This window comes from Nocardia higoensis, assembly GCF_015477835.1.
Lineage (GTDB): Bacteria > Actinomycetota > Actinomycetes > Mycobacteriales > Mycobacteriaceae > Nocardia > Nocardia higoensis_A.
Genome location: NZ_JADLQN010000001.1, coordinates 1,967,163 through 1,988,648, shown reverse-complemented (window position 1 = coordinate 1,988,648; position 21,486 = coordinate 1,967,163). Strand labels below are relative to the sequence as shown.

General features: G+C 69.7%; 19 protein-coding genes. 10 read left to right on the top strand and 9 right to left on the bottom strand.

Translation table 11 applies throughout. From position 1 onward, the window contains the following. Positions 1 to 67 precede the first annotated feature (67 nt). Positions 68 to 1,855: a penicillin-binding transpeptidase domain-containing protein gene (locus IU449_RS08970; protein ID WP_195001398.1), complete on the top strand. Its 1,788-nt coding sequence runs from the start codon at positions 68 to 70 to the stop codon at positions 1,853 to 1,855. A gap of 16 nt (positions 1,856 to 1,871) precedes the next feature. Here IU449_RS08970 and IU449_RS08965 read toward each other — a convergent pair whose 3' ends face one another. Beyond that, complete coding sequence (locus IU449_RS08965) at positions 1,872 to 2,387, bottom strand: peroxynitrite isomerase (RefSeq protein ID WP_195001397.1); 516 nt, start codon at positions 2,385 to 2,387, stop codon at positions 1,872 to 1,874. A 49-nt stretch (positions 2,388 to 2,436) separates the two neighbouring features. On the opposite strand from IU449_RS08965, the gene IU449_RS08960 reads away from it, so the two are divergent. Further along, positions 2,437 to 2,934 (top strand): hypothetical protein, encoded by a 498-nt coding sequence (locus IU449_RS08960; RefSeq protein ID WP_228803836.1) that lies wholly within the window; start codon positions 2,437 to 2,439, stop codon positions 2,932 to 2,934. A gap of 39 nt (positions 2,935 to 2,973) precedes the next feature. On the opposite strand, the gene IU449_RS08955 is transcribed toward IU449_RS08960, so the two are convergent. Both IU449_RS08955 and IU449_RS08950 read right to left on the bottom strand, forming a co-directional pair. After that, on the bottom strand, positions 2,974 to 3,480 hold the full coding sequence (locus tag IU449_RS08955) for a hypothetical protein (RefSeq protein WP_195001396.1): 507 nt from the start codon (positions 3,478 to 3,480) through the stop codon (positions 2,974 to 2,976). A 149-nt stretch (positions 3,481 to 3,629) separates the two neighbouring features. Continuing rightward, positions 3,630 to 4,499, bottom strand: coding sequence for a helix-turn-helix domain-containing protein (locus tag IU449_RS08950; RefSeq protein ID WP_195001395.1), 870 nt, complete (start codon positions 4,497 to 4,499; stop codon positions 3,630 to 3,632). Positions 4,500 to 4,799: 300 nt separating this feature from the next. Between IU449_RS08950 and IU449_RS08945 the strand changes: the two genes are divergently transcribed. Then, a complete protein-coding gene (locus IU449_RS08945) occupies positions 4,800 to 6,035 on the top strand; it encodes a transcriptional regulator (protein ID WP_416382116.1) in 1,236 nt (411 codons plus the stop codon). Positions 6,036 to 6,324: 289 nt separating this feature from the next. Further along, positions 6,325 to 6,768 (top strand): DUF4254 domain-containing protein, encoded by a 444-nt coding sequence (locus tag IU449_RS08940; RefSeq protein ID WP_195001394.1) that lies wholly within the window; start codon positions 6,325 to 6,327, stop codon positions 6,766 to 6,768. A gap of 163 nt (positions 6,769 to 6,931) precedes the next feature. On the opposite strand, the gene IU449_RS08935 is transcribed toward IU449_RS08940, so the two are convergent. The 5 genes from IU449_RS08935 to IU449_RS08915 all read right to left on the bottom strand — a co-directional run bounded on the left by IU449_RS08935 (position 6,932) and on the right by IU449_RS08915 (position 12,515). Next, the gene (locus IU449_RS08935; RefSeq protein WP_195001393.1) at positions 6,932 to 7,525 is read right to left on the bottom strand and encodes a DUF4126 domain-containing protein; all 594 of its coding nucleotides are present in this window, start codon (positions 7,523 to 7,525) and stop codon (positions 6,932 to 6,934) included. A 157-nt stretch (positions 7,526 to 7,682) separates the two neighbouring features. Next, entirely contained in the window at positions 7,683 to 8,738 is a 1,056-nt protein-coding gene (locus IU449_RS08930) for an ABC transporter ATP-binding protein (protein ID WP_195001392.1), read from the bottom strand. After that, positions 8,735 to 10,246, bottom strand: a complete 1,512-nt coding sequence (locus IU449_RS08925) for an iron ABC transporter permease (RefSeq protein WP_324188140.1) — start codon at positions 10,244 to 10,246, stop codon at positions 8,735 to 8,737. The genes IU449_RS08930 and IU449_RS08925 overlap by 4 nt, the downstream gene beginning before the upstream one ends. 38 nt (positions 10,247 to 10,284) lie before the next feature. Then, positions 10,285 to 11,352 (bottom strand): extracellular solute-binding protein, encoded by a 1,068-nt coding sequence (locus IU449_RS08920; RefSeq protein ID WP_195001390.1) that lies wholly within the window; start codon positions 11,350 to 11,352, stop codon positions 10,285 to 10,287. Positions 11,353 to 11,471: 119 nt separating this feature from the next. Then, the gene (locus IU449_RS08915) at positions 11,472 to 12,515 is read right to left on the bottom strand and encodes an LLM class flavin-dependent oxidoreductase (protein WP_195001389.1); all 1,044 of its coding nucleotides are present in this window, start codon (positions 12,513 to 12,515) and stop codon (positions 11,472 to 11,474) included. A 179-nt stretch (positions 12,516 to 12,694) separates the two neighbouring features. Between IU449_RS08915 and map the strand changes: the two genes are divergently transcribed. From map to IU449_RS08900, 3 genes are all read left to right on the top strand, one after another. Next, on the top strand, positions 12,695 to 13,561 hold the full coding sequence (gene map / locus IU449_RS08910) for a type I methionyl aminopeptidase (protein WP_195001388.1): 867 nt from the start codon (positions 12,695 to 12,697) through the stop codon (positions 13,559 to 13,561). A 28-nt stretch (positions 13,562 to 13,589) separates the two neighbouring features. After that, positions 13,590 to 15,113 (top strand): cobyric acid synthase, encoded by a 1,524-nt coding sequence (locus tag IU449_RS08905; RefSeq protein WP_195001387.1) that lies wholly within the window; start codon positions 13,590 to 13,592, stop codon positions 15,111 to 15,113. 63 nt (positions 15,114 to 15,176) lie between these two features. Continuing rightward, on the top strand, positions 15,177 to 15,740 hold the full coding sequence (locus IU449_RS08900) for an alpha/beta hydrolase (RefSeq protein ID WP_195001386.1): 564 nt from the start codon (positions 15,177 to 15,179) through the stop codon (positions 15,738 to 15,740). A 42-nt stretch (positions 15,741 to 15,782) separates the two neighbouring features. Here IU449_RS08900 and IU449_RS08895 read toward each other — a convergent pair whose 3' ends face one another. After that, positions 15,783 to 16,835, bottom strand: coding sequence for an alpha/beta hydrolase (locus IU449_RS08895; RefSeq protein ID WP_195002424.1), 1,053 nt, complete (start codon positions 16,833 to 16,835; stop codon positions 15,783 to 15,785). Positions 16,836 to 17,108: 273 nt separating this feature from the next. On the opposite strand from IU449_RS08895, the gene mqo reads away from it, so the two are divergent. From mqo to IU449_RS08880, 3 genes are all read left to right on the top strand, one after another. After that, positions 17,109 to 18,641 carry a malate dehydrogenase (quinone) gene (gene mqo, locus IU449_RS08890; RefSeq protein WP_195001385.1) on the top strand — a complete coding sequence of 511 codons (1,533 nt, stop codon included), beginning with the start codon at positions 17,109 to 17,111 and terminating at the stop codon, positions 18,639 to 18,641. A gap of 18 nt (positions 18,642 to 18,659) precedes the next feature. After that, a complete protein-coding gene (locus tag IU449_RS08885; RefSeq protein ID WP_195001384.1) occupies positions 18,660 to 19,109 on the top strand; it encodes a GNAT family N-acetyltransferase in 450 nt (149 codons plus the stop codon). A 258-nt stretch (positions 19,110 to 19,367) separates the two neighbouring features. Continuing rightward, the gene (locus tag IU449_RS08880) at positions 19,368 to 21,449 is read left to right on the top strand and encodes a VWA domain-containing protein (protein WP_195001383.1); all 2,082 of its coding nucleotides are present in this window, start codon (positions 19,368 to 19,370) and stop codon (positions 21,447 to 21,449) included. Positions 21,450 to 21,486 lie beyond the last annotated feature (37 nt).

The following is a 21,486-nucleotide window of genomic DNA, read 5'->3' as shown; positions in this document are numbered from 1 at the left end:
TGTCCGGGGCGATTTTCCGGTGCGCCGTGGCCGCTTGCCGAATGGTGGCCCAGTACGATCGGCAGCGATGAGACGTCTGCTGATCCCGGTGGTCGTCGCGCTCCTGGTCGCGGCGGCTGTCGTGGGCTGCTCGTCGGAACCCAAGGGCCCGGTGGGATTGGCGGAGGCCTTCTTGGCCGCCTTCGCCGCCGGAGATCTCGACCGGGCAGCCGAGCTCACCAGCAGGCCCGACAAGGCAAGCGCCGCACTGGCTTCGGTGTGGGAGAACCTCCAGGCCGAGGAACTGTCCGCGCGGGCGGGCGCGGCCAGGGTCACCGGTGACACCGCGACCGTCGACTACAGCTACGAGTGGCGGATGCCCAAGGACCGGGTCTGGTCCTACACCGGGCAGCTGCAGATGGGTCGCAGCGAAGGTCGCTGGATGGTGCGCTGGACCTCCTCGAACATCCATCCCCGGCTGGGTGACACCCAGACGTTGGCTCTGCGGGCCACCCCTGCCCCGCGTGCCCGCGTCAACGAACAGTCCGGCAGCGATGTCCTGATCCCCGGCAAGGTGACCCGGGTGAGCTTCACCGCCTCCGCCGCCACCGATCCGGCCGATGTGGCGGCGTCGCTGTCGGCGGCGCTGATCCGTTTCGACAAGCGCCTCACCCCGGAAGCGATTCTGAAAGCGGCCCGCGAGGCCGGCGGCCCCACCACTGTGCTGCTGCTCAGCGAACTCGAATACGAGCAGGTCGGCGCGATGTTGATCGGTCTGCCAGGGGTGGATTTCCACGAGGAGTGGGACATGGTGGCCGCTGATCGCGCCTTCGCGCCCGACCTGATGACCCAGATCCGCCGGACCGTCATCGCCGAGGTCGACGGCAAGGCGGGCTGGAGCGTGGTCACCATGAACGCCAACGGCGCCGATACCGGGGTGCTCACCGAAGTGCCCGCCCAGCCGGCCCCGTCGTTCTCGCTCAGCATCGACCGCTATGTGCAGAACGCCGCGCAGCGCGCGGTGAACGTGCCGAAAGAGCAGACCATGATGGTGGTGATCCGCCCGTCGACGGGCGCGATCCTCGCGGTGGCACAGAACGAGGCGACCGACCGCGACGGGCCGATGGCCACCATCGGACAGTATCCGCCCGGCTCGATCTTCAAGACGGTGACCGCGGCGGCGGCCATGGGTGCGGGGGTGGCCACACCGGACACCATCGTGCCGTGCCCGAGCCAGATCGTGATCGGCGAACGCACCATCCCCAACTACAACATGTTCAGCGTGGGCAGCGTGCCGATGGCCACCGCCTACGAACGTTCCTGCAATACCTCGTTCGCCAAGCTGGCCGGCGAACTGTCCGCCGACGCGCTGCACGTGACCGCCGCGAGCCTGGGGGTCGGCCCGGACTACACCGTGGTCGGGTTGCCGACGACCTCGGGTTCGGTGCCGCCGGCCGACAACCTGGTGCAACGTGCCGAGGACGGTATCGGCCAGGGCAAGGTGGTGGTCAGCCCGTTCGGTATGGCTCTGATGGCGGCCACGGTGGCCCACGGCAGCGCGCCGGTCCCGTGGCTGATCGCCGGGCGCGAGACCGTGGTGGACGGTGAGCGACCGGCGATCGCCCCCGAGGTGATCGACGGCTTGCGGCTGATGATGCGCAAGGTGATCACCGGCGGCACGGCCACCCGCATCGTCGACCAGGGCGAGGTCTACGGCAAGACCGGCGAGGCGGAGGTCGACGGCGGTTCGCACTCCTGGTTCGTCGGCTACCGCGGGGACATCGCCTTCGCGACGTTGCTCGTCAAGGGCGGTAGCTCGGACAACGCGGTCGCGGTCACCCGGGACATGTTCGCGGTGCTGCCGCCGGAGTACTGAGCACCCTCGCGGGGTCTCAGGCGGGACGCAGTTCGGCGACGCGGTGCAGGCTCGCGGCGAGATGGTGGGTCAGCGGTTCGCCGACGGCCGCCATACGCAGCGTGTAGTCGAGGGTGTCGCCGTGCAGGTGGAACGAGCGGCCGAGGGCGGTGACCAGCTTCGCGGTGCTGGTCCGGCCGACGGCGGTCGAGGTGAACTCCATGCGCAGTTCGCCGTCGGAGACACTCAGGGAGCCCTCGCAGATCTCGGTGATCCCGGTCGGGTGGGCGAGCACCAGTTCGACGTGGTCGGGGCGTGGGCAGCGCAGATAGCCGGTCTCGGCGTGCATCGGCCTGCTACCGTCGGCGGCGCGGGTGCGCTGCCGATAGGTGAGAAATGGCCTGCCGAGGTGTCCGAACCGGACCTCTTCGAGGTAGTCGAACGGGTCGATGGTCGGGTACTCGCCGTGACCGGTGCCGCGCCAGGTACCCAGCAACGGCGCGAGCGCGGCGATCTCGGGATGAACGGGGACGGACGTCGGTGATTCGACCACGGCGGCAACGATACGCGGGCGGGTCCGGGCGGCGAAGGCGGCGGTCCGGATGTCCGCGTCCGTCTTCTTCCCTGATCAGGCGCGGACGTGGAAGATGGGCGGGCGCGAAGGGCTGGTGATGTGGATGACCGACACGATCGACGACTGGATGCTGCCCGGCAAGAGTTCCCTGCTGGCGGCCTGCCGGGGACGCCCTTTCGCGGGCCATCCGATGCTCGCGGCGGCCGGTGAACTCGCCCGCCTGCACGCGACCAGGGAACGCACGCCTTCGGCCAGGACGGGCCCGCTGGACCGGCGCAGAGTCCAGCTGGTCCGGGCGATCGACCGCTGGGTCACCCTGGCCACGCCCGTGCCGAGTGAGCAGGCCCGTCCGGGGGAGGAGACGATCGGGTGTCTGGTGGACCGGCTGGCCCACCACACGGTGCTGGCCTATCTCCCGGACGACCCGGCCTACCCGTCCTCGCCGCGGATGATCGCCCTCGCCGACTGCTATCAAGCCCTGCTCGACGACCTGCGCACAGGCACCCGCAGACCGCCCGCAGCTTGAGGCTGTGTCCTGCGGTCGCGGTCCTGCGGCCGCGTCGTCCTAGCGGCCGCGGCCGAAGAATCGGATGCCGCGGCTCTTGCGCCGCGGCAGAGTCGCGTACACCGTCATCATGTCCGCGAACACCTGCGCTTCCTGTTCACGTTCCGGACCGAACTGCGCGCGCCCCAGCACATGCTGACCCGCCACGGCGGGGACCAGCGCGGCCAGGTCGGGCGGCAGGGGCGTGGGCAACAGACCGTCGGCGATGTCGGCATCGGAGGGTCCGTGCCCGAGCAGCATGTGACCGACCTCGTGCAGGATGATGTGGTCGGCGTTGCGTCCGGTGGCTTCGGAATCGAAGACGATCATGTCGTCGTAGCGGCGGGCGACCCACAGACCCGCACCCCGGCAACCGTTCTCTATGAGCATGTCGGCGGGAACCGCGCGTACCGAGATCGAGCGTCCGCGATGCGCTGCCACTCTTGCCAGGTACTCGTTGACATCCCACGGACCGGGCAGCGGCACCGTCCGGGTCGCGTCGCCGAGGCGGGCTTCCATGCTGGTCATCGGCGCACACTCTACCGATGCGCCTGCCCGTCGTCACCTCCCCGGCGATCGGACGACCGCCGTGATGTCTTCGCGGGCGCGGATTTTCGCGTCCCTCACCGGTGGTGCGGCAGCCTCACCAGTGGCAATAAGCGACCTACCGCGTTCGATCAGCGACGGGCGCGCATGCTCGCGGCGGCCGACTCGATCACGGCGATCGAATCGCGGGGACTGAGCGCCATCGCGCGCAACTGATCGAAGATGATGCCGAAACGGCGCACTTCGGCGTGCCCTTCCACCAACTCGTCGCCGGCGATGCCCTCCACGTAGACGAGTTCGGGATCGTTGGGGTCGCGGAAATCCAGCAGTGTGAAGGAGCCGGCCATGCCCGGATGAGCGCCCGCGTCGAACGGCAGGATCTGCAGGATCACGTTCTTGAGTTTGTTCATCTCCAGCAGCTTCTCGAGCTGCCCGCTCATGGTCTCCGGGCCACCGACCACGCGCCGGATCGCGGCCTCGTCCATCACCACCCACATTTCGAGCGGTTCGTGTTTGGTCAGCACCGCGGCCCGGTTCATCCTGGCCTGGGCGCGTGACTCCATCACCGCCGCCTCGACTTTCGGCATGGATGTGTCGATCACCGCCATCGCGTACTGCGGGGTCTGCAGCAGTCCGGGGATGAACGAGGTCTGGTAGTGCCTGGCCGAAAGCGCCTCGGCCTCGAAGTTGATGTAGGCGGCGTAGACCTCGGTGAGGTTGGCTTCCCACGGCCGGGACATGCCGGGCTTCTGGGCATCGATGAGCAGGTCGAGGGCGTACTTGCGGCGTTCGTCGTCCACCGCGTACAGGTCGAGCAACGCCATCAGGGTGCGCCGCTGCGGGCGGGCCTGGGCCGCTTCGATCCGATAGAGCGTGGTGACGTTGATGCCGGTGCGTCCGCTCACCTCTTCCTTGCTCAGCCCGACGTTCTCGCGCATCTCGGACAACAACGCCGCGAGCCGTCGCAGGCCCGCCGTGAGCACGGTGCGCTTGCCAGCCATGAACGGATTTCCTTTCACCCCTGCGTTCCCCTGCACCGCCCACCGGTCCCCCTGCCGCGGACCGTCGCCTACCGCGGGCGGCACGCGGGTGGTGCGTATCTGGGGGGAGATTACCTGTCCGACAGCGGCTTCGGGCCACGCCGGAGCAGAACGCCGTGCCGCCGCGGAATGCCGGGAAATAGCTCGGTACACCACCCCGGCATGTCGGCCGTGGGAATCGGCCGGGCCGGAAGCGAACCGCTCCTGGAGCCGGTGAGGCATGATGAGATATCGCACGGGGTGACGAGGAAGACCAGGAAAGTGGCACGGTCCGGGCAGACCACGGCGCGCGAGACGCCGGTTGACACTCTCTCCCAGCGCAGAAGCGCGCTGGAACAGGAGTGGGCACGCCGCGTGCCGGGACCACCGGCCTCCGAGCCGCCTGCCGTCCGTGCCGAGGTCGCCGAGTCGTGGCGGCGCTCGCTGGCCACCGTGGATCCCGCGCGCGACAGCGCGCCCCATGCGGGCGGTGACGACATCGGCGCGCGCTGGCGGGAGTCGCCCCTGCGCGCGCCGCTGACCGGCCTGGCCGACCAGTTGCACGACATCGCCCACGACGCGGGCTTCGTCGCGGCGGTCACCGACGAAAGCGGCACCATCCTGTGGTCCTACGGGGGGCCGGTGATGCGTAGACGCGCCGAACGGGTGAACTTCGCCCCCGGCGGTCGCTGGGACGAGACGCACATGGGTACCAACGCGCTGTCGTTGTCGTTGCGTACCGGTCGCCCGAGCACGGTGTTCTCCGCCGAGCATCTGGTGGCTGCCCTGCACGGCTGGGTGTGTTACAGCGCCCCGATCCGTCGTCCGGACGGACGCCCGCTCGGCGTGCTCGACCTGTCCTCGACGTGGGACCGCGCTCACCCCCTGGTGCTCTCGACGGTGCGCACCCTGGTCCTCGCCATCGAGGCCCGGCTGCCCGCACCCGCGGCGGCGGACGCGGTGCGGTTGACCTGCCTGGGCTCCGGGCGGCTGGTGCGCGCGGGGCAGCCGGTGCGATTGCGACCACGGCAGTTGGAGATCCTCGCGCTGCTGGCACTCGAACCGGACGGGTTCACCCCGGAACGCCTGCAGTGGGCCATCTACGGGGATCGGCCCGCCTCGCTGACCACCGTCAAAGCCGATGTATCGCATCTGCGCCGGGTGACCGGCGAGACGATCACCAGTCGCGTCTACCAATTGGCCGCGCCGCTGTCCTGCGATGCTGCCGAGTTGCTCGCGGCATTGGGATCCGGCGACGTCGATACGGCCGTGCGGCTGTACCAGGGGCCGCTGCTGCCCGGTTCGCAGGCGCCGGGGGTGGCCGAATGGCGCGAGCACCTGGCTGTGGGGGTGCGTACGGCGGTGCTGTCGAGTCAGGATCCCGAGCACGCCCTGCGTTACGGCGAGCGCGCACCCGCCGATATCGAGATCCACGAGCATGCGCTCGAACTGCTCGCCGCGGGTGACGGGCGGCGAGCGGTGGCCGCGGCGCGGCTGCATACCGCGCAGCGTGGATGAACACTTTCGTCGAGTTCGTGGAAAGCCCTCTTGCACATGACTTCCTGTCTCGATTCGTGATCTGGGACACGTCTGCGCAGGGTGGCGCCGGTATTCGACATTGGCAATGTGCCAGCAATGCGCACTAGGTAGAACGCACTATTGCGTTCGGCGTTGCGTCCTTGCATCTGCACGCGCATGATCCAGCTGTCGGGGAGGTGACCCCCGGCATCGAGGGCACGGAACAATCGAATCGAGAACCGATCATGGTGGTTTTTGCAACGTTCACAGCCGGTACCGGGGTGATCGGATGAGCGCCCCGACGGTAGGGGCACTGCCGACGGCCCCGCAGCTGTTGTGCGCCTTCCAGGGGCGGCGTTACGAGGATCGTGAACTGTTGCGGTCCGCCCATGCGCTCGCCGAGCTGCACGCCCGTCGCGCGGAGCTGGCCGACGTCCGGTTGGTGGCCGAAATCGATTGCAGGCGCACAGAACTGGTGGACGATATCGACGAGTGGATCGCCCATGAGGTGCCCGCGCACCGACCGGACGCCGCCCTGCACACCGAGACTCTCGGCGCGGTGGTCGACCGGATGGCCCGTAGCTGGGCCGACGCCAACCAGGCCATCGACAGCGACGGCCCCCGCAGCGGCCTCACGCACAAGTACTGGTATCGCCTCGCCGAACTGGTCGACGGATACACTGACCTGGTCACCGATGTGGCCGACGGTCGCAGGCGCCTGCCCGGGCAGTGAGCCCAGGCCGAGGCGCGAGTGCCCCGCCACGTCGCCGACGCAGGGACGGCGGGCGCAATGAGGCGCTCGGCCCGGCGTGCCGCGTCGAGATCGGCGCGGCACGTCCGTGTCGGCGGAGGTGACAGTCCGGCGGACGCCACAGCCGCCGGGATCGATGGCCGGGTCACACCGCCCGGTTCCCGGTCGCCTTGCGCTCCCGCCTGCGTCGCCGGTACCGCTGGATGCGGGCGCCCAGGAGATAGATCAGCCACAGGCCGATGGCCAACAGCAGAGCGGCGATGGCCGCGGCGGCGACCGGATAGAAGATCGCCAGCGTGACCACACCCGCGACGCCGACATCCTCGGCGGTGCTGACGGCGATATTGCTCGCCGGTTCCGGAGAGGTGTTGATCGCCGCGCGCAGCCCGGCCTTCACCAGGTGACTGACCAAAGCCGTCGTCCCACCCACCGCCGCAGCCGTCAACGTGGTCAGCGATTCGTCGGAACCTGCGATGAGCGCGGCCACCACCGCACCGGAGGCAGGCCGGATCACCGTGTGGATCGAATCCCAGAACGAATCCAGGTATGGAATCTTGTCGGCGACCAGTTCGATGACGAACAGCACTCCGGCCGCGATGAGCACATCGGTGCGCTGCAGTCCCTCGGGCACGTCGTCGGAGAGTCCGGTCAGGCCGAACAAGCCGAGCAGCAGCACCACCGCGTAGGCGTTGATTCCGCTCGCCCAGCCCGCGGTGAAAATCAGAGGTAGCAGCGACATGCCGTGATCGTAGGGCGGGGGACCGACCGCGGCGATCGCTCGATGACGGGACCATGCCATGTGACGGCGCATACCGATAGTCGCCGCGACGCAAGGCGATCGGCCGCGGTGGAAGACCGAGCGCTCGGCGCCGTCCTCGGTGACCGTGCGGAGGGTGTTACCGAGTGGCGGGGAAGAAGACCCCGCTGCCGAGCACTTCCACCGTGACCTCGTCGCCGGGACGGACGGTCAGGGGGGCGGGTACGCGCGCCAGCAGATCCTCGCCCGAACGGGCGCTCAGGGTGATCATCGCGTCGTGACCGTGGAAACTGATCCGCCGCACCACCGCCGTACCGTCGGCGGTGGCGGTGGTGGTGGCGGTGGGGGTCAGTCGGATCTGTTCGGGCCGCAACAGGATCGATCCCTCACCATGGGCCGGACCGGCCAATACGATGCGGCCCAGCGCGCTGGTCGCGTCCTCACCCGACGCCGTGGCGGGCAGGAGCACGGCTTCGCCGAGGAAGTGGGCCAACGCGATGTCGACGGGCTTGCCGTAGATCTCCTCCGGCGCGCCCGCCTGCGCGACCCGGCCCTCGCGCAGCACCGCCACCTGGTCGGCCATGGACAGCGCTTCGTCCTGATCGTGGGTGACCAGCACCGCTGTCGCGCCGAGTTCGGTGAGGATGTCGCGCACGTGACCTCGTACCTGCTCACGCAGCCCGGCGTCCAGAGCGGAGAACGGTTCGTCCAACAGCACCGCGGCCGGCCGTGGCGCGAGCGCCCTGGCCAGCGCGACCCGCTGCTGCTGTCCGCCGGAGAGCTGGTGCGGCCGCCGCGCGCCGTGCTCGGCCAGGCCCACCACGTCGAGCAGTTCGGCGACGCGCTCCGCGCGGGCTCTACGCGCTCTCGCGCTCCAGCCCGGCAGCCCGTAGCCGATGTTCGCGGCGACCGACAGATGCGGGAACAGCGCGGCTTCCTGCGGCACGATCGTGACCCGTCGGCGCTCGGGTGGCAGCGAGGTCGTCGCGCCGGCCACCTCGCGCCCGGCGATCCGGATCGTCCCGGCCGTCGGTCGCAGGAATCCGGCGACCGCGCGCAGCAGCGTCGTCTTCCCGCACCCGGAGGGACCGAGCACCGCGGTCAGGCTGCCCGAGGGAATCCGGAGGTCCACCCCGCGCAGCACGGACTTGCCGCGATAGCCCGCGTCCAGGCCCGCGATCTCGAGTTCGCTCACGACGCACCTGCTTTCTCGATCGACCCCTCGGCCACGCGCTGCAGCACGATCGTCGGCAGCACCGCGACGACGACCAGCGCGACCGCGTACCACGCGGCCTGGGTGTAGTTGAGTACCTCGGCGTGCTTCCACAACTCCAACGCCAGGGTGTTGCGACCCGGCGGCTGCAGGATCATGGTGGCGGGCAGTTCCTTCGCGCAGCTGACGAAGACGAGCGCGGTGCCCGCCAGGATGCCGGGCGCCGACAGCGGCACCGTCACCCTGGCGAGTGCGCCGACCGCCGAGGTGCCCAGTGAGCGCGACACTTCTTCGAACTGCCGAGGCGCGGCGGTCACCGCCGAGCGGACGGCGCCGATGACGATCGGCAGGAACAGCGCGACATAGGCCAGCACCACCATCTGTCCCTGCCCGTACCACGACGGTGCGCTCTTGATGCCGAAGTAGACCAGCGCCAGCCCTACCGAGATCGCGGGCAGCGCGTACCCGGCGTACGCGGCCAGTTCGATGCCGCGTACGAGCAGATGCCGAGACCGCGCGGCCATGATCCCCACCGGCAGGGCGAGCAGCAACGCGAGCAGTGCCCCCGCGATCGAGAAGCCGAGCGTGTTGCCCAGCGCCGCGAACAGTTCGGACAGGTCCAGGGCCCCGGTGGTGCGCCCGGCCAGCCACGGAAGCAGGCCGCCGAGCGGAACGACCACCGAGATCGCCACGAACGCGACACACAGTAGCAGCGCGACAGGTCGTGCCGCACCCAGCCGCACGGTCGCGGCCGGTCGCGCGGCGGCGCCGCCGCGCACGGATGTCGCGCCGCGTGCGGTGGACTCGCCGAGTGCGAACAGCAGGGCCGCGACGACGAGCACCAGGCTGATCACGCTGGCCGCTGTCCGGTCGAAGCCGGCGTTGTAGGCGTACTGGATGCCTTTGGTGAACGTCTCGTAGCGCATCATCGCCACGGCGCCGTAGTCGTGCAGAACGTAGAGCGCGCCCAGTAGCGCGCCCGCCAGCAGCGGCAGCCGGATCTGCGGGAGCGTGCCGGTGGTGAACGCGCGCACCGGCCCCGCGCCGAGCGAACGCGCGACTTCCGCGGGCGCACCGTCGAGGCTGCGCAGTGCGGCGTAGACCGGCAGCATCACCAGCGGGGTGTTACCGCAGGTCAACACCAGCCAGGCGCCGGTGAATCCCGCCAGATCCGGGAAGTGGGCGAGCCAGGAGAAGGCCGCCACGAAGGAGGGAATCGCCAGCGGCATCACCATCAGCGGCAGGAAGACGCGCCTGCCGGGAAGATCGGTGCGGGCGAGCAGATAGGCCGCTCCGGTACCGAGCACCACCGAGGAAGCGGTGACGGCCGCCAGCAGCGACATGGTGTTGCCCGCGAGCTCGGCGGTGCGGGAGGAGAACGCGTATCGCCACACCGGTCCCCAACCGCGATCGGTGGCGCGGAGCACCGTGTACACCAGTGGCAGGAGTGCCACGAGCACCGCGGGCAGCGCGGCGAGCGACCATGCCACCCGCCGCGCCGTCGATCGTGCTCCGGTCGGACCGGAGATCATTTCAGCAGACCGACGTCTTTCAGCAGTTCTTCGGTGGCCGCGAGCGATTGCAGCTCGTTGAGATCGATCGCGGGCGGGTCCAGCTCCGCGAGCGGTGGGAGGTCGTGCCGGGGGGTGACCCCGGCGACCACCGGGTATTCACCGGTCTGATCGGCGAAGTACTGCTGCGAATCGGGAGCGAGCAGGAACTCGACCAGCCTGACCGCGGCCTCCTTGTTGTCCGAACAGTTGAGGATGCCCGCGGCCGAGATGTTGACCAGCGCGCCCGGTTCGGTGTCTCCCTTGAAGTAGTGAATCCTGGTCCGCACATTCTCGGCGCCCTCGGCGGCGGTCTTCATGAACCAGTAGTAGTGGTTGGTCAAACCGACCTTGACCTGTCCCTGTTCGACGGCCGTCAGCAGGGCGTTGTTGCCGTCGAACTCCACCGGCTCGACCGCCTTGAACTTCTCCAGCCACTCCCGCGCGCCCTCCTCACCGCGAAGCACGCGCAATGCGGTGACGAAGCTCTTCCACGAGGCGTTGGTGGGGGCGTAGGCGATCGCGCCGCGCCACTTCTCGTCGACGAGCGCGTCGATGCCGGTCGGTAGTTCGGCCTCGGGCACCTGACGCGGATCGTAGGCGAGCACCCGTGAGCGCAGCGTGACGGCAGCCCAGCGTTTACCGGGATCGACGTACTCCTCGGGCACCAGGTTCACCACGCTGTCGGGCAGTTCGCTCAGGTATCCTGCCTCGCCCAGAGCCCCGAGCTCACCCGCGTCCTGGCCGAACCACACATCGGCCGGGCTGCGCGGGCCCTCCTCGAGGATCTTCACCGGCTTCTGATCGTAGAGTGCCTCGAGCTTGACGCCGGGGCCCAGAACGCTCTCGTCCACCCGGTCGAACAGCGGTTTCACGAGCTTCTCGGTCCGACCGGAGTAGACGGTAAGCGTGTTCGGATCGCCGGAGCCCACACACTGCACGGCGTCGCCGGAGGCGGAATCGGCGTCCTCGCCGCTGGAGCAAGCGGTCAGGCCCAGTGCGGCAACCGCACCCAGGGTTGCCAAGCGCAGGATGGTGCGATTCACGGGTACTTCCTTCGTCGAGCGGCGCGGTTCGAGGCTCTGAGCAACTGCGCCTGCCCTTTCCGGGGGCCGGATAGGGGCAGGCGCCGCCTCTCCCCCGCGTGGAGGAAGTTGAGCCTTGCCTATGTTAGCTGACGCTGGGCATCAGCCGAGAGGGCACGCACACCGGGGGCGACCTTCGTGCCCAGGAGTTCGATGCTGTTGAGCACCTTCTCGTGCGGCAGAGTGCCGACACTGGTGTGCAGCATGAAGCGATCCAGGCCGAGGGTGTCGCGGACTGCCGCGATCTTCTCGCCCACCCGCTCGGGGGTGCCGACGAACAGTGAGCCCTGCGGCGAACGCAGCTGGTCGAAGTGCGCCCTGGTCATCGGACCCCAGCCGCGTTCGCGCCCGAGTCTGCCCATCGCGACGGCGTAGGAGTCGTAGAAGTCGGCGACGGCCTGTTCGTCGGTGTCGGCGAGGTAGCCGTGCGCGTGCACCGCGACGGGTTGCCTCTCGTGGCCGCCCTCGGCCAGTGCGCGATGGTAGAGCTCGACCAGCGGCCTGAACCGGGCCGGCTCGCCGCCGATGATGGCGATCGCCAGCGGCAGGCCGAGCAGGCCCGCGCGCACCACCGATTCCGGACTGCCGCCCACCGCGACCCACACCGGCAGCGGCCGGTTCTCGGTGCGTGGATAGACGATGGTGCTGCGCAGTGCGGGCCGGAATCTGCCGGACCAGGTGACCGGGCCGTCCTCGCGAAGGCGGAGTAGCAGCCCGAGCTTCTCCTCGAACAGCTCGTCATAGTCGGCCAGGTCGTAGCCGAACAGCGGGAAGGATTCGGTGAAGGAGCCGCGGCCGGCCATCAACTCGGCGCGACCGTCCGACAGTGCGTCCAGGGTGGCGAACTCCTGGTAGGCGCGCACCGGGTCGGCGGAGCTGAGCACGGTGACCGCGCTGGTCAGCTGGATGCGTCGGGTGCGCGCGGCGATGGCGGCCAGAACCACCGCGGGCGCGGAGGCGGCGAAGTCGACGCGGTGATGCTCGCCGACGCCGTAGACGTCCAGACCGGCCGCTTCGGTGGCCACCGCCTCCTCGACGACCTCGCGCAGTCGTTGCGCGGCGGTCGGTGCCGGTCGGTCGGCGACGGGATACCGCTCGGCGAATGTCGTGAGTCCCAGTTCCACAGCGCGTCCTCTCCAAAAAGTTTCTATGTCAACCATTCGGGAGAACGGCATGTGGTCCGGCAGTATTCCGCGGCCACCGCCATTCCTCGGCCACCGACGCGGGCGAGCCGGACCGGATCGCGGGCGCGGGCGGACCGCGCGCCATCGGCGTGTCCCTGAGCGGTCGATAAGCTGATCGCATGTCCGTGCGCACTCGTCAGCCCCTGGTTCCCGGCACTCTCTCACCCGTCAGGGAGGTGCCGCGCGCCATCGAACGCCCCGAGTACGTGTGGAAGAAGACGGCGAAAGAGGCGCAGGGGGAGCCGTGGGTGCAGACGGCGGAGACCATCGAGAAGATGCGGATCGCCGGCAGGATCGCGGCGCGGGCGCTCGACGAGGCCGGTAAGGCCGTCGCGCCCGGCGTGACCACCGACGAACTGGATCGCATCGCCCACGAGTACATGTGCGATCACGGGGCTTACCCGTCCACCCTGGGCTACAAGGGTTTCCAGAAGTCGTGCTGCACTTCGCTGAACGAGGTGATCTGCCACGGCATCCCGGATTCGACCGTCGTCCAGGACGGTGACATCGTCAATATCGACGTCACCGCCTACATCCACGGCGTGCACGGCGACACCAATCGGACCTTCCTCGCCGGTGAGGTCGACGAGGAGGCTCGGCTGCTGGTCGAGCGCACCGAGGAGGCCACGAACCGGGCGATCAAGGCGGTCAAGCCGGGCCGGGCGCTCAATGTGATCGGGCGGATCATCGAGTCCTACGCCAACCGCTTCGGCTACGGCGTGGTGCGCGACTTCACCGGTCACGGTGTGGGGCCGACCTTCCACAACGGCCTGGTCATCCTGCACTACGACCAGCCCTCGGTGGAGACGGTCATCGAACCCGGCATGACCTTCACCATCGAGCCGATGATCAACCTCGGCGGCGTCGACTACGAGATCTGGGACGACGGGTGGACCGTGGTCACCAGAGACCGCAAGTGGACCGCGCAGTTCGAGCACACCCTCGTGGTCACCGATACGGGCGCGGAAGTCCTCACTCTGCCGTGAACATCGCTGCCGTCGAGGCGGTCCGGCGATGAGGGGCGCGCTCCTGGTCGCGGGCACCACATCGGACGCGGGCAAGAGCGTGGTGGTCGCGGGGCTGTGCCGGATGCTCGCACGGCGGGGGATCCGGGTCGCGCCGTTCAAGGCACAGAACATGTCCAACAATTCGGTCGTCACCCTCGACGGCGGGGAGATCGGCCGCGCCCAGGCGCTGCAGGCGCGCGCCTGCGGGCTGGAACCGAGCGTGCGCTTCAATCCGGTGTTGCTCAAGCCGGGCAGCGACCGGCGTTCGCAACTGGTGGTGCGCGGGCGGGCGGTCGACACCGTCGGCGCGGCCGACTATTTCCGGCACCGCACCGCATTGCGGCAGGTGGTCGCCGACGAATTGGCCTCGCTGCGTGCCGAATTCGATGTGGTTGTCTGTGAAGGCGCGGGTTCGCCCGCCGAGATCAATCTGCGCGCCACCGATCTGGCGAACATGGGACTGGCACGGGCCGCGAACCTGCCGGTGCTGGTCGTGGGCGACATCGATCGGGGTGGGGTGCTGGCCCATCTGTTCGGCACGGTGGCGGTGCTCGAACCCGAGGATCAGGAGTTGATCGCGGGGTTCGTGGTCAACAAGTTCCGCGGCGAGGTGGATCTGCTGCGCCCAGGGCTGGACCGGCTCACCGAACTGACCGGCAGGCCGACCCTCGGAGTGGTGCCCTTCGCCGAGGAGTTGTGGATCGATGCCGAGGACTCGCTCGGCACCGTCGCCGACGCACCGGTCGGTCGGCCGCGACCGCCCGTCGGCGGCCGGTGGCTGACCGTGGCGGCCGTGCGGCTGCCGCGCATCTCCAATTCCACCGATGTGGAGGCCCTGGCGTGCGAGCCCGGTGTGGCGGTGCGCTGGGTGAGCGAACCCTCGCGCCTGGCCGACGCCGACCTCGTGGTCGTGCCCGGCAGCAAGTCCACCGTCTCGGATCTGGAGTGGTTGCGCCGCAGCGGGATCGCCGAGGCGCTGCGCGAGCGGGCGGCGAGCGGGCGACCGATCCTGGCGGTCTGCGGCGGCTACCAGATGCTGGGGCGCCGCATCGTCGACCGGGTGGAGTCGGGAGCCGGTGAGGTGGCGGGGCTGGGGATCTTCGATCTGGACATCGAATTCGACGAGCCCAAGGTGTTGCGGCGCGTCGAGGGCACGGAGCCGCGGTCCGCGACGGGATGGCACGGATACGAGATCCATCACGGCCGGGTGCGGCGTACGGATGATCCGGGCTGGCTCGAACTCGACGGTGCGCCGGAGGGGTCGGTGGCGGGCGCGGCCTGGGGTACCCACGTGCACGGCCTGCTGGAGAGCGACCGGTTCCGCCGCGTGTGGTTGGCCGAGGTCGCCGAGCGCGCGAAACGTCCGGACTTCGCGGTGTCGCCCGATACCTCGGTCGCGGGCGTGCGCGCCGGACAGCTCGATCTGCTCGCCGATCTGATGGAGCGCCACCTCGATCAGGAAGCGCTCGAGCGCATCGTCACCGGCGGCGCGCCCGCGGGGCTGCCGGTGCTGAGGGCCGGCCGGGCATAGGGCCGGCGTCGCGGACCCGGCGGGACGCGCTCGCGGACGGACGCGGCGGTGTACCGTTCCGGCATGGAGTCCCGCCGGATCACGGTCGGCGACCGGGCCTTCACGGTTCGCGTCGACGGCCCGGAAACGCGCCACACGGTGCTGCTGCTGCCCGACGAGGGCGACCCGGTCGACGGTTTCGACCAAGTGGTGCACCGGCTGACGACCTCGGATCTGCGCACCATCGCGGTCGAGTCGATCGACGGTCTGACCCCGGCCGACATACCCGTGCTGCTCGACGAACTCGGCGTACCGTACGCGCACGTCGCCGGACGCGGCGCGGGCGCCGACCTGGCCTGGCGGGTGTGCTCGGGGACCTTCGGTCGTTACATCAGCATGGTGGTCGCCGATCGCGCCCATCCCGCCGTGCCGGGACCCGACGGCGCCGCCGCGGACCCGACCTGTCGTCCGCTGGAACTGCCGGTGACCGTGCTGGTCACCAAGGGCATGGACCGGGCGCGGGCCGAGGCGTCCGGACGGCTCGTCTACGGCGAGTTCCGGATCGTCGAGGTCGATGTGGACGACGTGGCCACCGAAGCCGCGCACGAACTGGCCACGGAGATCGTGTTGCGCACCAGCCTCTGGTGAGCGCGGGCGGGCCGACCCGACTGCCGGACCGGCCTCGTCGGCTCAGCCCTCGGCCGGTTGCCGCTGCTGGACCCGTCGGTACTCGTCCAGCCAGTCCAGCCAGTGGTCGAGTTCGGCGAATGCCCGTGCGCGTGGCGCCTGCGCGGACAGGAACACGTCGTGGCGGGCGCCGTCGATGGGCACGATATTGGTGCGGTCGCCCAGGCAGCCGGACCAGCGCTGGATCTGCTTGACGTCGAGCACCGTGTCGGCCACATCGGCGGCCGGAGCGTACTTGCGCAAGAACTTCGTCAACTTCGAGCGCAGGATCAGCGCGGGCACGCCGATGTCGAGCCCTTGATGCAGCCGGAAGTGGCCGCGCCGGACCGCGCGCAGCCAGCCGAAGCGCACCGGCGCGCCCGCCAACGGCTTCCAGTCCAAGTTGTAGTCCCATTCACCGGCCACGGTGTGATGCAGGCTGTCTCCGTAGGTGCTCAGGCCGCCGCCGGGCAGGCGGGAGGTCGCCCGGAACCGGCCGAGGGTATCGATGAGCGGAGTGCCGATGGTCCGGTAGTAGGACGGGCCCTGCAGGTCGAACCACGGGCTGTTGAGCACCAATCCGATGATGCCCGCCTCGGCGACGCCGCCGGCGCGGTTGAGCCGGTCCAGCCACAGCGGCAGGATGAGTCCACCGGTGGAGTGCCCGACCAGCAGGACCTTCGCGCCGGTTTCGGCACGGACGATGCGCAGCGCCTCGCCGAGTTCGGCGTCGTAGAACGCCAGATCGGTGACATAGTGCGGACTCTGCCCGGACCGCAGCGAGCGACCGCACTTGCGCAGATCGAGGGCGTAGAACCGATGTCCGCGCCCGGCGAAGTGCTCGGCGAGATGGCGCTGGAAGAAATAGTCGGTGAATCCGTGCACGTACAACACGGCGGTTTCCGCTGTTGCCGAAGTCTCGGTGCCGGAGTCGGGCAGATGCCGCACCAGCGTCGCGACCACCTCGCCCTCGCCGTCGGGGTCCTCGCCGAGGTCGATGGTGTGCTGCTGATAGCCGGCGCCGAGAACATCCGCCTGCCATCGCGGCGCACTGTCGTCGACCTCGGAATTCGTCACGGTGATGTCGGACACGCCCTCAGGAGTTCGATCGGTCACGGAATCAATGTAGGCCAGGCGGCGGCCGGAATATAGACCGGGCGCGACCTGCGGCGGGAGAGGAATCTTTATCACATTCGCAGGGTCCGTTGCCGAAATCGGAGGTCATGAGGTGCACAATTGGGCACAGGTGAACGGCGGGTAACCTAGCCGCCGAGTCACGCCAGGCTCGCTACAACCAAGGCAGGCCAACGGGGGCCGCGCCGCAGAAGTGACAAGGAAGTCGATCAAGCCGTGCCGAAAGCTGCCATGACTGAAAAGACCGATGTGGTGCTCATCGGCGCCGGAATCATGAGTGCCACCCTCGGTGCCCTCATCAGCCGGTTACAGCCGGAGTGGTCGATCTCGCTGTTCGAGCGGCTCGACGCCGCGGCCGCGGAGAGCAGTGATCCGTGGAACAACGCGGGCACCGGTCACTCGGCCTTGTGCGAGCTCAACTACAGCCCGCAGAAGCCGGACGGCTCGGTCGACGTGACCAAGGCCATCGACATCAACGAGCGCTTCCAGGTCTCCCGGCAGTTCTGGGCCTATGCCACCGAGAACGGCGTCCTCGGCGACCCCTCGCGGTTCATCAACCCGATTCCGCACGTCAGCTTCGTACACGGCGCCGATGACGTGCAGTACTTGCGCAAGCGGTACGAAGCGCTGGCCCCGCACCCGCTGTTCGAAGGCATGGAGTACATCGACAGCCCCGACGAGTTCGGTCGTCGCCTGCCGCTGATGGCCAAGGGCCGGGACTTCTCCGACCCGATCGCGCTCAACTGGACCGACAACGGCACCGACATCGACTTCGGTTCGCTGACCAAGGAACTGCTCGGCTACCTCGGTTCGGTGGGTGCGGACCTGGCCTTCGGTCACGAGGTACGCAACCTGTCCAAGCAGTCCGACGGCAGTTGGAAGGTCACCGTGCGCAACAGGCGCACGCGCGAGAGCCGCACCCTGCTGGCCAAGTTCGTGTTCGTCGGCGCGGGCGGCGGCGCGCTGCCGCTGCTGCAGAAGTCGGGCATCAAGGAGATCAAGGGCTTCGCCGGGTTCCCGGTCAGCGGCCAGTTCCTGCGCTGCACCAACCCCGAGCTGATCGACAAGCACGAGGCCAAGGTCTACGGCAAGGCCGCCGTCGGCGCTCCGCCGATGTCGGTGCCGCACCTGGACACCCGCGTCATCAACGGCAAGCCGGGCCTGCTGTTCGGTCCCTACGCGGGCTGGACGCCGAAGTTCCTCAAGGACGGCAGCAATGCCGACCTGTTCAAGTCGATCCGGGCTGGCAACCTGGCCCCGATGCTCGGTGTCGGCGTCACCGAGCTGTCGCTGGTGAAGTACCTGGTCTCGGAGCTGTTGAAGTCCCAATCCGGACGGGTCGTCACGCTGGAGGAGTTCGTTCCGCGCGCCCGCGGCAACGACTGGGAGCTGATCACCGCCGGTCAGCGCGTGCAGATCATTCGTCGCAAGGGGGTGGGCGGCGTGCTCGAGCTGGGCACCGCGGTCATCGCGGCCCAGGACGGTTCCATCGCGGGTCTGCTCGGCGCCTCGCCCGGCGCCTCGACCTGCGTGACGGCCATGCTCGATGTGCTGCAGCGCTGCTTCCCGCGCGAATACGCCGATTGGACGCCGCGCCTGCGGGAGATGATTCCCTCGCTCGGGGTGAAGCTCTCCGAAGACAAGGCCCTCTTCCACGAAGTCTGGAATTGGACCAACAAGGCCCTTCGCCTGACCGAGTCGGGCGCGGCGAACACGCCGCAGCCGGTAGGGGTCGCGCCCGGCGCCTAGGTGTGATAGCAAAGCGCGATGATGTCAACGGTTGCGCTCAAGCGTTCGTGGGCCGCGGATCTCGATACCGCCACCCTGTACCAGCTGTTGAAGCTTCGCGTGGAAGTCTTCGTCGTCGAACAGAAATGCGCGTATCCGGAACTGGACGGGCTCGACCTGTTGCCGGAGACGCGCCATTTCTGGCTCGACGACGAGGGCGAGATCATCTGCACGCTGCGGCTGCTCGAGGAGCACACCGACGGCGTGGAGTCCTTCCGCATCGGTCGTCTCTGCACGGCGAAGGAAGCGCGCGGACACGGCTACACCACCCGGCTGCTGCGGGCGGCGCTGGCCGAGGTGGGGGAGTCCACCGTGCGGCTCGATGCCCAGACCTACCTGGTCGACATGTACGCCAAACACGGCTTCGTCACCGACGGTGACACATTCCTCGAGGACGGCATCGAGCACGTGCCGATGCGTCGCGGCTGACCGCCCGATGCGTCGCGGCTGACCGCCCGATCCGCCGCCGGCTCGAGCCGCCCGATCCGACCGCGGCGGGGCGGGTGCCACCGAGACCACGACCAAGGAGTGCCACGATGAGCGCTTCCTGGAGCGCGGACGACGAGGCCGCGCCGATCCTCCGCGTAGTGCGGGCGCTGTGCCCGCGGTCGTGTCGACCCGCGCACGGCGTGCGGGGGCACCCAGGGTGGCGACCGAGGGCGCCGCGGCCCCGCTTAGGGTAGGGACATGTCCTTGTCCCATGCCGAACGGCTGCACAGCGTTGCCGTGCCGACGTCCGCGACCGGCTCCGAGGCCGGATTCCCCTTTTCCGCCGTGGTCGGGCAGGAACAGTTGCAGCTGGCGCTGATCCTGTGCGCCGTGCATCCCGGCATCGGCGGTGTGCTGGTGCGTGGGGAGAAGGGGACCGCGAAATCGACGGTCGTGCGCGCGCTGGCGAACCTGCTGCCGCCGGTCGTGGACGAGACCGGCGCCCGGCCCGCGCGGCTGGTGGAGCTGCCGGTCGGCGCGACCGAGGACCGGGTGGTCGGCTCACTGGATCTGGAACGAGTGCTGCGCGACGGAGAGCAGGCATTCCGGCCCGGGCTGCTGGCCGCCGCCCATCACGGCGTGCTCTACGTCGACGAGGTCAACCTGTTGCACGATCATCTGGTGGACGTGCTGCTCGACGCCGCCGCGATGGGCCGGGTGCACGTGGAGCGCGACGGGGTCTCGCATTCGCATCCGGCGCGATTCGTGCTGGTGGGGACGATGAATCCGGAAGAGGGCGAGTTGCGTCCGCAGCTGCTCGACCGGTTCGGCCTCACCGTCGATGTGGCCGCCTCCCGCGACGTCGACACCCGGATGGCGGTGGTGCGGCGCAGGCTGGACTACGAGGCGGATCCGGTCGCGTTCGCCGCCCGCTACGCCGCCGCCGACCGGGAGATCGCCGACCGCGTCCTGCAGGCCCGTGACCGGGTCGGCGAGGTGACGCTCGACGACACCGAACTGCGCCGGATCGCCGCTCTGTGCGCGTCTTTCGACGTCGACGGTATGCGCGCCGATCTGGTGGTGGCCCGCACCGCCACCGCGCACGCCGCGTGGCGCGGTGCGGACGCGGTCGGTGAGCAGGACGTGCGCGTCGCGGCGGAACTCGCGCTGCCGCATCGCCGTCGCCGGGATCCCTTCGACGAGCCCGGCATCAGCGATGACCAGCTCGATCAGGCCATGCGCGACGCGGCGGAGGCGGTCGACCAGGCGCAACCGCCCGCACCGCAGCAGGATCGGGGCGACGACCGGCGCGGCGACGACTCGACGGGGCAGGACGCCGACGATCGAGACGCCGACCACCGGACCGGTGATCAGGACGACGCCGCCGGTGGACGTGACGGTGCGGCGGACCCCGGCCGCCACGACGACCCGGACGGCCCCGATCCGGACGGTCCTGACACCGACGGCCCCGGCGGCGGGCGATCCGGCGAAGGACGTTCGGGCACACCGGCGGCCCGCGCGGCCGAGCCGCCACGCTGGGAGGTGCCCGGTGTCGGCGAGGGTGTGCCGGGCCGCCGCTCCCGCGCCCAGACCCGCAACGGCCGGGTGGTGCGCGCGACCACCGACCCCGGCACCGGCCTGCATCTGCTCGGCACCGTCTTCGCGGCGGCCCCGCGCCAGCATCTGCGCGACCGCCCCGAGGCCGGGATGATCTTCGCTCCCGAGGATCTGCGCGGCGCCTGCCGCGAGGGCCGCGAGGGCAACCTGGTGGTCTTCGTGGTCGACGCCTCCGGCTCGATGGCCGCGCGTGACCGGCTCTCCGCGGTGACCGGCGCCATCGTCACCCTGCTGCGCGACGCCTACCAGCGGCGCGACAAGGTGGCCGTGATCAGTGTGCGCGGCGCAGCGGCCGAACTGGTGTTGCCGCCGACCTCGTCGGTGGACATCGCCGTGCGCAGGCTGGCCGGACTGCGTACCGGCGGCAAGACGCCGCTGGCCGCCGGTCTGCTGAAGGCCCGCGAGATCGTGCACCGCGAGCGGGTCCGCGATCCGCGCCGACGCCCGATGCTGGTGCTGCTCACCGACGGACGCGCCACCGGCGGCGCCGACCCGGTCGGCCGGGCGAAAACCGCCGCGGGCCTGCTGGCGGGCGACGGTGTGACGGCGATGGTGGTGGACTGCGAACGCGGCATGATCCGGCTCGGCCTGGCCGCCGAACTGGCGCGCGCTCTGCGCGGCCGCGTGGTGCGCCTCGGCGAGCTGACCGGCGAGGCCGTCGCCGAGGTGGTGCGTGCCGGAGCCGGACGGGGCGCCGGCGGCCGGTCGACGCGAGCGGCCTGAATCTGTTGGAACACCGGCTGACTCGGCCGGTGAGGCA

What these genes read in the sequence shown, in the direction of transcription:
- IU449_RS08970 (WP_195001398.1), top strand. Translation starts at nt 68, where the DNA reads ATGAGACGTCTGCTGATCCCGGTGGTCGTCGCGCTCCTGGTCGCGGCG.
- IU449_RS08960 (WP_228803836.1), top strand. Translation starts at nt 2,437, where the DNA reads ATGTCCGCGTCCGTCTTCTTCCCTGATCAGGCGCGGACGTGGAAGATG.
- IU449_RS08955 (WP_195001396.1), bottom strand. Translation starts at nt 3,480, where the DNA reads ATGACCAGCATGGAAGCCCGCCTCGGCGACGCGACCCGGACGGTGCCG.
- IU449_RS08950 (WP_195001395.1), bottom strand. Translation starts at nt 4,499, where the DNA reads ATGGCTGGCAAGCGCACCGTGCTCACGGCGGGCCTGCGACGGCTCGCG.
- IU449_RS08940 (WP_195001394.1), top strand. Translation starts at nt 6,325, where the DNA reads ATGAGCGCCCCGACGGTAGGGGCACTGCCGACGGCCCCGCAGCTGTTG.
- IU449_RS08935 (WP_195001393.1), bottom strand. Translation starts at nt 7,525, where the DNA reads ATGTCGCTGCTACCTCTGATTTTCACCGCGGGCTGGGCGAGCGGAATC.
- map (WP_195001388.1), top strand. Translation starts at nt 12,695, where the DNA reads ATGTCCGTGCGCACTCGTCAGCCCCTGGTTCCCGGCACTCTCTCACCC.
- IU449_RS08905 (WP_195001387.1), top strand. Translation starts at nt 13,590, where the DNA reads ATGAGGGGCGCGCTCCTGGTCGCGGGCACCACATCGGACGCGGGCAAG.
- IU449_RS08900 (WP_195001386.1), top strand. Translation starts at nt 15,177, where the DNA reads ATGGAGTCCCGCCGGATCACGGTCGGCGACCGGGCCTTCACGGTTCGC.
- IU449_RS08885 (WP_195001384.1), top strand. Translation starts at nt 18,660, where the DNA reads ATGATGTCAACGGTTGCGCTCAAGCGTTCGTGGGCCGCGGATCTCGAT.
- IU449_RS08880 (WP_195001383.1), top strand. Translation starts at nt 19,368, where the DNA reads ATGTCCTTGTCCCATGCCGAACGGCTGCACAGCGTTGCCGTGCCGACG.